General features: G+C 32.9%; 12 protein-coding genes. 5 read left to right on the top strand and 7 right to left on the bottom strand.

Translation table 11 applies throughout. From position 1 onward, the window contains the following. The first annotated feature begins 180 nt into the window (after window positions 1–180). Together GJV76_RS06340 and GJV76_RS06335 are read left to right on the top strand one after the other, a co-directional pair. Window positions 181–567, top strand: coding sequence for an START-like domain-containing protein (locus GJV76_RS06340; protein ID WP_155091802.1), 387 nt, complete (start codon window positions 181–183; stop codon window positions 565–567). Window positions 568–621: 54 nt separating this feature from the next. Continuing rightward, window positions 622–1,467, top strand: coding sequence for an aminotransferase class IV (locus GJV76_RS06335; protein WP_155091799.1), 846 nt, complete (start codon window positions 622–624; stop codon window positions 1,465–1,467). Here the strand turns inward: GJV76_RS06335 and GJV76_RS06330 are convergent. From GJV76_RS06330 to GJV76_RS06310, 5 genes are all read right to left on the bottom strand, one after another. Next, window positions 1,464–2,036, bottom strand: a complete 573-nt coding sequence (locus tag GJV76_RS06330) for a YqgE/AlgH family protein (RefSeq protein ID WP_155091798.1) — start codon at window positions 2,034–2,036, stop codon at window positions 1,464–1,466. The genes GJV76_RS06335 and GJV76_RS06330 overlap by 4 nt on opposite strands. 93 nt (window positions 2,037–2,129) lie before the next feature. Next, window positions 2,130–2,414, bottom strand: coding sequence for an HU family DNA-binding protein (locus GJV76_RS06325; protein WP_155091797.1), 285 nt, complete (start codon window positions 2,412–2,414; stop codon window positions 2,130–2,132). A gap of 168 nt (window positions 2,415–2,582) precedes the next feature. After that, window positions 2,583–3,527, bottom strand: a complete 945-nt coding sequence (fmt, locus tag GJV76_RS06320; protein WP_155091796.1) for a methionyl-tRNA formyltransferase — start codon at window positions 3,525–3,527, stop codon at window positions 2,583–2,585. Then, window positions 3,524–5,422: a RecQ family ATP-dependent DNA helicase gene (locus GJV76_RS06315; protein ID WP_155091795.1), complete on the bottom strand. Its 1,899-nt coding sequence runs from the start codon at window positions 5,420–5,422 to the stop codon at window positions 3,524–3,526. The genes fmt and GJV76_RS06315 overlap by 4 nt, the downstream gene beginning before the upstream one ends. 102 nt (window positions 5,423–5,524) lie before the next feature. Beyond that, on the bottom strand, window positions 5,525–6,058 hold the full coding sequence (locus GJV76_RS06310) for an AAA family ATPase (RefSeq protein ID WP_155091794.1): 534 nt from the start codon (window positions 6,056–6,058) through the stop codon (window positions 5,525–5,527). Window positions 6,059–6,179: 121 nt separating this feature from the next. On the opposite strand from GJV76_RS06310, the gene GJV76_RS06305 reads away from it, so the two are divergent. The 3 genes from GJV76_RS06305 to murA all read left to right on the top strand — a co-directional run bounded on the left by GJV76_RS06305 (window position 6,180) and on the right by murA (window position 8,582). Next, on the top strand, window positions 6,180–6,464 hold the full coding sequence (locus tag GJV76_RS06305; protein WP_155091793.1) for a DUF493 family protein: 285 nt from the start codon (window positions 6,180–6,182) through the stop codon (window positions 6,462–6,464). Between the two features lie 109 nt (window positions 6,465–6,573). Then, window positions 6,574–7,269 carry a DUF4290 domain-containing protein gene (locus tag GJV76_RS06300; protein WP_155091792.1) on the top strand — a complete coding sequence of 232 codons (696 nt, stop codon included), beginning with the start codon at window positions 6,574–6,576 and terminating at the stop codon, window positions 7,267–7,269. Further along, on the top strand, window positions 7,269–8,582 hold the full coding sequence (gene murA, locus GJV76_RS06295; RefSeq protein ID WP_155091791.1) for a UDP-N-acetylglucosamine 1-carboxyvinyltransferase: 1,314 nt from the start codon (window positions 7,269–7,271) through the stop codon (window positions 8,580–8,582). Before GJV76_RS06300 ends, murA begins: the two co-directional genes overlap by 1 nt. Window positions 8,583–8,670: 88 nt before the next feature. Here murA and GJV76_RS06290 read toward each other — a convergent pair whose 3' ends face one another. Beyond that, the gene (locus GJV76_RS06290) at window positions 8,671–11,172 is read right to left on the bottom strand and encodes a DUF5686 family protein (protein WP_155091790.1); all 2,502 of its coding nucleotides are present in this window, start codon (window positions 11,170–11,172) and stop codon (window positions 8,671–8,673) included. Then, window positions 11,173–11,589 carry a type II 3-dehydroquinate dehydratase gene (aroQ, locus tag GJV76_RS06285; RefSeq protein WP_155091789.1) on the bottom strand — a complete coding sequence of 139 codons (417 nt, stop codon included), beginning with the start codon at window positions 11,587–11,589 and terminating at the stop codon, window positions 11,173–11,175. Window positions 11,590–11,764: the final 175 nt, after the last annotated feature.

The following is an 11,764-nucleotide window of genomic DNA, read 5'->3' as shown; positions in this document are numbered from 1 at the left end:
TATGAATCCTGCGCTCTAACCAACTGAGCTACCTCGCCAAGTGTTGGTAATGATTACTTCTGTAATGCGGGTGCAAATATATAATAAAAAAAGTACTAAACAAACATGTAAGTAGGTAAAAAAGATTTTTTTATTTATAAAATATGTTTATATTCGAAAAAATTATTTTAAGATATGGCTATGAAGGAAAAATACGAATTAGAATTTTCGATTAACTCGTCTCCACAGTTATTATATCAATATATCTCTGATCCGTCAGGACTTAGTGAGTGGTTTGCTGAAAATGTAAATTCGAGAGGTGAAATTTACTCGTTTATTTGGGGTGACTCTGAAGAAAAAGCAAAGATAGTTACTCGTAAGACAGATGAACGCGTGCGTTATAGATGGCTTGATGACAATAATAAAGAAACTGAATATTACTTTGAACTTCGAATTCATCGCGATGAATTGACAAAAGACGTAACTATTATAGTTGTTGATTTTGCAGAACCAGATGAAGTGGAAGAATCAAAACAATTATGGGAGAACCAAATAATGGATCTAAAACAAGTGTTAGGATCTGCATAAATTCTCTCAAATAAAACTTATATTTGCCGTTAATAGTAATCAGAATAATTGAATATGATTAATGTTAACGGCAAAATTGTTTCTACAGCAAATGTATCATTAGAAAACAACAGAGGTTTTTTATATGGTGACGCTGTTTTTGAGACATTACGTATACTTGATAATAAAGTATTATTTTTAGAAGATCATTATTTTCGTTTAATGTCTTCAATGCGCATTCTTAGAATGCAGATTCCAATGGATTTCACGATGGAGTTTTTTCAAGAAGAAATCATCAAGCTTGTTCAAGCAAATAACCAGTCTAATCACAACGCATTTAAAGTTCGTTTTACAGTATATCGCGATGGAGAGGGTAGGTATTTACCTAACACAAGAAATATTGGCTATATAGCTACTTATGATAAGTTAAACGAAGGGGTGTACAAACTCAATGAGAGTGATTACGAAGTAGAGTTGTTTAAAGACTTCTATGTAACGGCTCATTTATTGTCTAATTTAAAAACGACTAATAGATTAATCAATGTGACAGGGAGTATTTTTGCACAAGAGAATGGTTATGAAAACTGTTTACTTGTAAATGACAGTAAGAATATTGCAGAAGCATTGAATGCTAATCTTTTTGTAGTTAAAGACAATGTGATAAAGACTCCTCCATTAACTGATGGATGTGTGAAGGGGATAATGCGAAAACAAGTAATGGAATTAATTGAAAAGCATCCTGACTATACATTAGAAGAAGCTTCCATTTCTCCTTTTGAACTACAGAAGGCAGATGAGATGTTTTTAACTAATGCTATCATTGGTATTCAGCCTATAACAAAGTATAGAAAGAAGTCTTATACAAATGAAGTGGCTAAAGATTTAATAAATAGATTAAATGCGAAAATCCGATTCCTTTAATTAAGGTTCGGATTTTCTGGTGCATTTGACCATATCTCATATTCCTTGCCTTGTTCTACAAGGCAATTTTTCCAAAATTTTTCGGTTGTAGTTTTACTGCTAAATAAGTCATCAGTATTTATACTATTTGTCTTTACCCAATAATCATCCTCCATTTCATTGTGTAATTGCTGACAATCCCAACCAGAGTACCCTAAAAAGAAGCGAATATCGTGCTTGCTTAATGCATTTTGATTGAGCAATGTAAAAATTTGATCAAAGTCACCTCCCCAGTATAGATTATCAGTGATGTGCTGACTATCTAAAATTAGCTCAGGTCTTGAGTGTACACAGAAGATTTTATCTTTTTCGACTGGTCCACCTTCAAAAACGGATAGGGATGAATCGGTCGTTGGGATTAATTGGTTAAGCGTTAGATTTAGTGGCTTGTTTAATATAAAGCCAATAGATCCATCGATTGTATGGTCTGCAATTAATATAACACTTCTTGAAAATTGCAAGTCTAAAGGATTACTTGAGGGTAGAGAAAGAATAAAATCCCCTTTTTGAATTTTCAGTTTATTCTGCATAAATATATAACTTTTATAGTGTTGACTAAATATACTAAAAAAGCCTCATTGTTAACAATGAGGCTTTAAATATTTTAAAAAAGAAAAAGTTAATTATTTTTTCTTTTTGTTTACAGCACCTTCTAGTTCTGATCCAGCTTTAAACTTCACAACTTTTTTAGCTGCGATTTTAATAGTTTTACCAGTTTGTGGGTTTCTTCCTTCTCTAGCTGCTCTATCAGAAACTGACCAAGAACCAAATCCTACTAAAGAAATTTTATCACCTTTAGCTAAAGTAGTTTCTACATTTTTTAGGAAAGACTCTAAAGCTTTTTTAGCTGCAACTTTGCTTATTTCTGCGTCTTTTGCAATAGCATCAATTAATTCTGTTTTGTTCATAATAATTTTTTTTAAAAGGTTAACTTTATTAACGTCTTATACAAATTTAGGGTTATTCTATTATTAAGCAAGCATTTTGCGAAAAAAAAAGTTAAAAATTTGCTTTTAAAAATTATTAATTATTTTGACAGAATAATTGATAATATTAAAATACTGTTTTACAGTTAGTTACAAGGCTTTTGCGTTAGCCGAAAAATGTGTACCATTGAGTAACTCATTGGTATTCATTTGTTTTTTACCCGGCATTTGAAGTCTTTTAATATGTAAAAAACCGTCTATTGTTGCTATTTTTAACTCTTTTTTAGTCGAAAGTATCAAACCAACTTCATTATTATGAACACAAGGTTCAAACTCTGACAAGTATATCTTAACAGTTGATTCTTGATCTTCATCTTTAAAAAAACACCAAGCTGCTGGATAGGGACTCAAGCCTCTTATGTGGTTGTGTATCTCTTTTCCAGGTTTTGTAAAGTCAATTTTACAGTTTTCTTTATTTAATTTATAGGCAGTTTTAGTTTCTTCTGCAGGCTGTATAATCGTTTTAACTTCTTGCTTTGCGATTAAACTAAGCGTCTTCAATACAGTCGTTGCTCCTAAATTCATTAGACGATCGTGAAGTTCTCCTGCTGTTTCATTTGGTTCAATAGCGATTTCATCTTTCAGAATAATTGCTCCAGTATCAATCTTTTCATCAATAAAGAACGTAGTCACTCCTGTTTTTGTTTCTCCGTTTATGATAGCCCAATTAATCGGTGCTGCTCCTCTATAGTCTGGAAGTAGTGAGGCATGTAGGTTGAATGTGCCAAGTTCGGGCATTTTCCAAACTACTTCAGGAAGCATTCTGAAAGCAACGACTACTTGTAAGTTCGCATTATATGATTTTAGTTCTTCAATAAAGGAGTCGTCTTTTAAGTTTGTGGGTTGTAAGAGCGGTAAGTTTTTTTCTAATGCATATTCTTTTACTGCAGAATACTTTATTTTTTGTCCACGACCAGCAGGTTTGTCTGCTGCTGTAATCACAGCAACAATATTGTAGTTGTTTTGGTACATAGCATCCAGGATTCCAACTGCAAAGTCTGGTGTTCCCATAAAAACGATACGCAAATCTTTCATATTAATAAAGTATATTGATTTTTATTGTTTACAATTATCTTATTTTCCTCAAGTAACAGCTGTATTCCCAATATAATGTCATTTTGATCCATTTGGGTTTTTAATGAAAGTTCTTCTATGGTAGCGGGATTATCCGCTAAGTTTAAGAGGATTTGTTCCTTGAGTCTGTGATTGTCTAATTTTTGTGCTCTACTCTTTTCAATGCAGGCTGAACAACTTCCACAATCTTCTAAGAATACTTCATCAAAGTATTTTAAGAGAATTTTGTTTTTGCAAATATCAGTATTTTCAATATAAAATAACATTGATTTGAATTGATTTGTTTTTAATGTGTTTTGCTGTTCAAGAAAAGGAAACGTTCTGTAGAGGGGTCTGTCTTCTTCCCAAGCTTCATTAAATACAATTGTCATGTCATTTACTTCTGGAGTATATTCGCAAATCCCCATTTCATTCCATGATTCTAAAGACTTTACGATAAACTCTATTGGCAAATCGACGTGCTCACTTATGAGGTTTAGGTCCAAATCAGTTTCGAATTCGTGTATTCCTTGGTAGTATCTTAGTATAAAATACAGTATACTTTCTTCTCGTTCATTTCCATCAACAGCATCAAGTAATTCACCACTATTAACAGTGAATAACAGTTTTGTTTTGTTGTTATTATCATGTGTGAATTTAATAATACCTTGTCTATCTAAAAATTGCAATGCATTAAAGGCTTGCTTGTAATTGAATTTATAGTGTAGACAAAAGTGATTAAAGTTAAAACTGTGAGTGGTGTTAAAGCCTTCTCCGTAAGCTATCTTGAGGAAGTTATTTAGTTTTCGATATATTTTCTTGAGGTATTCCTTGTCAAATAGCCCTTTGAGAAAGGTTTGTTCACATTCGGCTAATTCATTACCTGAAATGAGTATGGTAGCAAAAGCTTTCTGATTATTACGTCCTGCTCTGCCTGATTCTTGATAGTAATTCTCAATGTTTTCGGGAATTTGAATATGAACAACGTTCTTTACATTGTGTTTGTCTATACCCATACCGAAAGCATTTGTAGAGACCATTATCAAAGTTTTTTCTTCTAACCAGGACTGTAATCTTTTCTTTTTTTCGTTAATAGGTAATCCACCGTGAAAAAAAGTAGCAGAATAACCTAAGTTGTTGAGGTGATCTGAGTACATCTGTGTTTCACGTCTATTTCGCGCGTAGATAATAGTAGGAGCAGTGTTTTTCTTCAGTATTTTCTCTAAAGTATTTAGTTTACTCTCGACTTTATATACTCCATATATGATATTAGACCTATAGAAACTCTTGGTAAATATCTTGGGATCTTTGAGTCTTAGTATTGTACAAATATCATTTATGACTCTTTTGTTTGCTGAAGCAGTTAATGCAATAGTGGGAGTATCAGTAAAGATATCCTTTAGTTTACTTAATTGCAGATAAGCGGGTCTAAAGTCGTGGCCCCATTGGGAAATACAGTGTGCTTCATCAATGGCAATTAGATTTATTCTTAGATTTTCTATTCGTTCTAATATCCAAGTTTGCTGTAACCTTTCAGGGGAGATGTACAGAAATTTATAGTTTCCAAAAAGGCAATTGTCGAACACAGCATCTATATCACTCATGGAACTTCCTCCGAAGATTGCAGTTGCTTTTATTCCCTTGTTATTTAAGTTCTTGACTTGATCTTCTATAAGTGCAATAAGGGGAGAGATAACAAGACATACCCCAGGCATCATAAGAGCGGGAATTTGAAAACAAACACTTTTACCTCCACCCGTAGGCAATAGGGCGAAAGTGTCGTTATTCTTCAATACAGAGTTGATAATTTCAAGTTGTGGCTCTCGAAAACTTTGGTGTTTCCAATATTTTTGTAAAATGTCTAAGGCATTCTGCATAGAAGTGAGTACTGAAAGGTTATAGATACTAAATTACTAAAAAATATGTATGCTAAAAGGGTTATAGTCAGAACTATAACCCTTTTTTATTTATGTGTAGTTTTATACTCTTTCAAGAATGAATTTAACTCTGTTGTCAACCGTATCTCTGGGAACTTCAATTAAGTCATATCCGTATTTTCGGTAAGTTTCTACAAGGTGTTTGTGAATCTCTTGAGCTTCTTCGAAGTTTTCATATCGTTGCTCATCACTCTCGTAAATAGTTTCCCAAGGTGGAAGCAAGAAGATTTGGTGGTACACATGGTTCTTGCATGCTAAATCGAAGCTTTCAGGATAGCTATCTCCTTTGTAATGCATATAGGCTAATACATCGGGAATACCTCTATCTATAAAAACTATATCTGTATTTTCTTTAATGGCATTAATGTGTTGCTTAACCCTTCCTTCTAACAATAACTGACTAAATAACAGTGGTTCAGTTAAAAACAAGTTTGTAATGCCTTTTTCTTGGGCTTGTTTCGTAACCTCACGAGATATTTCTGGATAGCAAATATATCCTTGTCTGGTAAGCTCATCGATTAACGTGGTTTTCCCAGAACCTGGTCCTCCTATAATTAAGATGATTTTTTTATTCATTTTTGCTGTAAATATCAAAGGTGCAAAAGTACAATAAAATGTCAATCACAAAAGAGTTTTAACTACAAGTTTTGAAAATACTACAATTAAAAATGATTATATTTGCCGATTAAAAACAAGTATGGACGATAAAACAAAAGACTTTTATAAAAGGTTAAAAGAAAGTTTAGAAACTGACAAAACTTGGCCAAGACCCTATTTGTATAAATTTATTGTGCCAAGTGATTTAGAAAAAATTGCTCAAGTCGAAGAAGCATTTGACGGCATGAAAGCTGAAGTCTTAACACGTAATTCCAGTACTGGAAAATTTACAAGTGTGTCAGTTAGAGTTACTATGAAATCTGCACAAGCAATTATAGACAAGTACATTGCTGTATCTACTATTGAAGGTATTATTTCTTTATAAAATAATATTTACTTACTTTTAGGCTTTATAGGTTACTTTATATTAAGTTTTTATAACTTTATACTATCTATGTGTTTAACACAATCTTTAATTTGAACTACTCAAGTATATGAAATTTAACACCAAAGAAGCTATTGGACATTTAGGCTATAATACAGATCGAGAACATTTAGTTATACCTGAATATGGTCGTCATATTCAAGTTTTAATCGATCAGATTTGTCTAATTGAAGATAGAGATGAAAGAAATAAAGCTGCAAATTACGCAATTAGTGTTATGGGAAGCATGAATCCTCATTTAAGAGATGTTCCCGATTTTCAGCATAAATTGTGGGATCAGCTTTTTATGATGTCCGGATTTAGACTTGATGTAGACTGCCCGTTTCCTATTGCTACTAAAGAAACAATCTTCACAAAACCGGCTAAATTAGCCTATCCACAGAATCATCCTAAGTATAGATTCTATGGAAACAATATCACTTATATGATTAATGAAGCTCTAAAATTTGACGATGGTGAAATGAAAGATGCTTTGATTATGGTTATTGCAAATCATATGAAGAAGAGTTTTTTAAGTTGGAATAAAGATACGGTGAAAGATGATGTTATTTTTGAACACTTGTATGAGTTGTCAAAGGGCAAGATAAACTTGTTTAAGAAAGAAGAGGAACTTTCCACTACTGCTAATCTTATGCAGGTGAATAAAAAGCAATCTAATAAAACCAATTATTCTAATAATCAAAAGAGTAATAACAATAAGAAGTTTAATAAGAATAATAACCATCAATTCAAGAATAAGAAGTAATGAGTGTTTTTAAGATTGAAGGCGGACATCAACTAAAGGGAGAGATACATGCTCAAGGTGCAAAGAACGAAGCATTGCAAATTTTATGTGCAGTATTGTTGACACCTGAAAAAGTTGTTATATCAAATATTCCTAATATTATCGATGTCAATAAGTTGATTGAACTATTAGGTAAACTCGGAGTTAAGATTGAAAGATTAGCTCCAAATAAGATGTCATTCCAAGCAGATGAAGTTGATTTAGAATATTTGTATTCTGATGACTTTAAAGAATTAGGCAAAGCCTTGAGAGGTTCTATCATGATGGTTGGGCCTTTATTAGCTCGTTTTGGAAAGGGATATATTCCTAAACCAGGAGGAGATAAGATTGGACGTCGTCGATTAGACACTCACTTTGAAGGATTTCTTAAGTTAGGTGCTACGTTTAGATACAATAAAGAGGAGTATTTCTACGGTGTTGAGGCGGATAAATTAGTTGGTACAGACATGCTTTTAGAAGAAGCATCTGTGACAGGTACAGCTAATATATTGATGGCATCTGTCTTAGCAGAGGGAGTGACAACAATTTATAATGCAGCTTGTGAACCTTATTTGCAACAACTTTGTAAGATGTTGAATGCAATGGGTGCTAAGATTACGGGTGTAGGTTCGAATCTTCTTAAAATTGAAGGAGTAAAAGAATTAAAAGGATGTGAGCACGCTATGTTGCCTGATATGATTGAGATAGGGTCATGGATAGGATTAGCAGCAATGACCAAAAGTGAAATAACAATCAAGAATGTGGGTTGGGAGCACTTAGGAATCATCCCTAATACTTTTAAACGCCTTGGTATTACAATAGAAAAAAGAGGTGATGATATCTATATTCCTGCTCACAAGGATGGATATGAAATCCAAAGCTTTATAGACGGTTCTATCTTGACAATTGCTGATGCGCCGTGGCCAGGTTTAACACCTGATTTGTTGAGTGTGATCTTAGTTGTTGCTACTCAGGCCAGAGGAGAGGTCTTGATTCATCAAAAGATGTTTGAGAGTCGCCTTTTCTTTGTCGATAAATTAATAGATATGGGGGCTAAGATTATCTTGTGTGATCCTCATAGAGCGGTAGTTATCGGTCATGATTTTAAATCTCAGTTAAAGGCAACTCATATGTCTTCTCCAGATATTCGCGCAGGTATATCACTTTTGATTGCAGCTTTATCAGCTAAAGGCACAAGTGTTATTCAGAATATTGAACAAATAGATAGAGGATATGAGCGCATAGATGAACGTTTACGTGCAATTGGTGCACATATAGAAAGAATAGAGGATTAGTATTTACTTTAACTCAAACAAAAAGGGGCAAATCACACGATTTGCCCATTTTTGTTTGAGTATATTTATAAGTTAACTTATGCGAATGCTATTTTTGAATTAAGTCCAATACTTTTATACCTAACACAACTCCATGTTTCTTGGGAGCATCTGGTGAGATAGAAGTAAAGTAATCTATTCTAAAAGGTCTAAACTTTTTAAAACCAACGTTGTTTAGTCCAATACTAAATTCTTGGTAAACGTCTTTTTCGGGAACTTCAAGCATGTGAAATCCCAAAACAAGAGAATATCTGGTCTTGTTCAATAGAGGTATTTTGTTCATGAGGTATCCTCTAAAGTCATGCTCCATATGTAATTCTATATACGATTTATTCGTACTATACTCATAATATGGCAATAGGTTAAACTGACTATTGTAAGTAGGGGTTGATCCAATGAAAGTTTGGTTTCCATTAAAGTGTTTGTAGTCGGTAAATGAGATGTCATTTTTCTCTAAGAAACTACCCGCACTCAAACCAACATATAGATTTCCATAATTACCAATGTTGTTGTTGAAATATGTTGAAAAGGATACATAGGTGTAATTGTAGTTAGAAGTACTCGCATTGAGTCCTTTTTCTAAGTTTATCGCAACTATTGGATATCGTGATAAAGGCAAATATTGTTTTTGATTTGGATAACTTATCACTTTCTGATCAAACACTATATTCATTCCCATTTGGAGTTTGAACATGCTGTTGTTTATAAACGGTTCGCTGTCAAAATCGCTTGGATCGAGCGGATTGTTTGATGTGAAATCTGAATTTGGTGCAAACGGCGGCGTACTTACCGAATTTCTTATTGTAGAACGATAGGCATACTCAAGTGCTGTGTTTAGTTTAATACCTGTAAAAGCGTATTGAGAGTAGCTAATCTTGATAAAGTTTTTCTGGAAATACTTTGCGTAGTTTTTCCCAAACCAAGCACTGGCAAAGGAGTTAATAGGTGTTTTAATTGGGTCACTTTGATTAAATTGCAGAATCGTATTACCTCCTGATAAGGTCAAGGTATTGTGATTCATTCTATTGAATATGTGTGATAAATACCCCGAGAATCTGAATTTATTTTCAGAGACTCCATAGTTGACAATTGTCCCTGCTTTCGTTTGTCTTAAGTCTTCGTACTCTTTTGTGAAATCAATTCCTGTCGTTACATTAAACCCTTGTACAGCGTTAAAAGCAAATGTAGAGAGTAGTCCTCTATAGTGGTAGCTTCTATTTTGATATGAATTTAAGTACTCATATCCTTTGACAAGCTTAAATATTGTAAAGTTGTTTGTTCTTTTATCAATAGAATCTAAAATAGCTTTCGTGTTATCTCTTGTATAGATGGACTTGTTGAGAAAGTTACCTCTCTCTTTAGCCGTTAAGGGAGTAGGGCGTAATTCATCCCAATAGTTATTACTTTTATTTAAGAAGTCATCTTTGTATTCAATTAATTCAATAGAAAAATCCCCCTTTTTTAAGTAATCTGCTTTTTTGTAATCAGTGTAAAAGGAGGTGTATTGACCTATGTAGTCAAATACTATGAACTTTCCTTTTAAATAGATGTTTTGTGTAGTCTTTAGATACCTATTAAAGGTAGGGTTGTAAGTGAAGTCCTGAATCACAACAAGCTGTTTGATATTTTCTAAACCAACATTTTCACCAGCCATAGCTCCATAAAAATAGGTTACTTGCCAATCTTTATCGGTGATGATCAGCTCACCTTCCATTATGGGTTCTCTATTTCTTTTGGGTTCAAAAGAGATAGTGTATAGCGTATTTCCAGCAGGATCTTTTTGTTCATTTACAAGTTTGTAGTTGTAATATGAACTGGCGTATGGTGCTATTGGAGAGATAAGTTTTAGGTGTGTACTTACTTGTTTATTGTAGATGTTAAAATCACTATCGATACCTGTTTGAAAGAAAATGTCTTTATTGCTTCCTGTTTCTCTTTGTGCTAAGACTTCTTCTTTTATCTTGTCTTGGCGCAAGTAAGTAATTCTCGATGCAAGTTCTCCAAGATAGACGTATTTATCCGTAGTGTGTAAATCTAATGCAGCATCTAAATCTTTCCTCTTTTGACCAAGGAAAGTTTCTCTATCACTTATAAGTTGTAGATTCCCTTTAGAGTAATGATTTACTGTATACTTCGGGTCATCAAAGTTTTTCTGTACTAAACTAACTAAAAATACTGCATATTCATCTTGTGGATCTTGATAGGTAAAGACGTTGTTATAGTCAGGTTTTCGTAATTCTATAGTATAATTAAGAGGAGTGGTTTTCTCCTCTACTTTCAGTTCCAGCTTTTGGTTTAAGTAACCTTCTTTTTGAATAAATAAAGTGCTTTTACTTTTCATATCAGTTTCAATTGAAAACTGACCATCTACTTCAGACTGAGTTTGAAAAGCTGTGTTTTTGATGAATATCTTGGCTTGTGCTACAGGCATTCCTTCTTCATCAAGAATCTTCCCAGTTATAATATGTCTTTCTTGTGACCAAGATAAACTTATTATAAGTAGAAAGAACAATATAGTAGAGTAAAGCTTTTTATGAGTTAAGAATGTCATTTAATGGAGGAAAGAAGTAATAGCTAAATCATAACTTTTTAAACCAAAGCCCATTACTAATCCCTGGCTTACAGGTGTAATATATGAGTGATGTCTAAATTGTTCCCTTGCAAAGGTATTTGAAATATGTACCTCAATTACTGGAGTTGTAACAGCTTTTATAGCATCAGCTATTGCAATTGAAGTGTGAGTATATGCTCCTGCATTTAAAATAATGGCATCATATACGAATCCAATTTCGTGGATTTTATCTATTAATTCACCTTCGATATTACTTTGGTAGTATTCTAATTCTATCTCTGGGTATTTATTCTTTAGTTCAAAAAAATACTCATCAAAGGTTTTTGAGCCATATACTTCTGGTTCTCTTTTTCCTAACAGATTTAGATTTGGTCCATTAATTATAATAATTTTCATGTCGCATTTTTTGTGTCAAACAAATATATTATATATAATGATAAAGTTACTTTAAAATAGACTTAAGTTTTAGGTAATAATGAAGCGTATTGACGATTATGCAAAGAAATTTATGTTATGTAATTGTTATTTATTTAGGAAATCTTTTTACAGGGTTTATTTTTGTTAAAATTAT

Source organism: Myroides albus, assembly GCF_009711045.1.
Lineage (GTDB): Bacteria > Bacteroidota > Bacteroidia > Flavobacteriales > Flavobacteriaceae > Flavobacterium > Flavobacterium album_A.
This window is presented reverse-complemented; position numbering and strand designations above follow the sequence as displayed.

Excerpts from the sequence above, each read along its gene's own strand:
- GJV76_RS06315 (WP_155091795.1), bottom strand. The coding sequence starts at position 5,422 with ATGCAGAATGCCTTAGACATTTTACAAAAATATTGGAAACACCAAAGT.
- fmt (WP_155091796.1), bottom strand. The coding sequence starts at position 3,527 with ATGAAAGATTTGCGTATCGTTTTTATGGGAACACCAGACTTTGCAGTT.
- GJV76_RS06330 (WP_155091798.1), bottom strand. The coding sequence starts at position 2,036 with ATGCAGAATAAACTGAAAATTCAAAAAGGGGATTTTATTCTTTCTCTA.
- GJV76_RS06305 (WP_155091793.1), top strand. The coding sequence starts at position 6,180 with ATGGACGATAAAACAAAAGACTTTTATAAAAGGTTAAAAGAAAGTTTA.
- GJV76_RS06290 (WP_155091790.1), bottom strand. The coding sequence starts at position 11,172 with ATGACATTCTTAACTCATAAAAAGCTTTACTCTACTATATTGTTCTTT.
- GJV76_RS06310 (WP_155091794.1), bottom strand. The coding sequence starts at position 6,058 with ATGAATAAAAAAATCATCTTAATTATAGGAGGACCAGGTTCTGGGAAA.
- aroQ (WP_155091789.1), bottom strand. The coding sequence starts at position 11,589 with ATGAAAATTATTATAATTAATGGACCAAATCTAAATCTGTTAGGAAAA.
- GJV76_RS06340 (WP_155091802.1), top strand. The coding sequence starts at position 181 with ATGAAGGAAAAATACGAATTAGAATTTTCGATTAACTCGTCTCCACAG.
- murA (WP_155091791.1), top strand. The coding sequence starts at position 7,269 with ATGAGTGTTTTTAAGATTGAAGGCGGACATCAACTAAAGGGAGAGATA.
- GJV76_RS06325 (WP_155091797.1), bottom strand. The coding sequence starts at position 2,414 with ATGAACAAAACAGAATTAATTGATGCTATTGCAAAAGACGCAGAAATA.
- GJV76_RS06335 (WP_155091799.1), top strand. The coding sequence starts at position 622 with ATGATTAATGTTAACGGCAAAATTGTTTCTACAGCAAATGTATCATTA.
- GJV76_RS06300 (WP_155091792.1), top strand. The coding sequence starts at position 6,574 with ATGAAATTTAACACCAAAGAAGCTATTGGACATTTAGGCTATAATACA.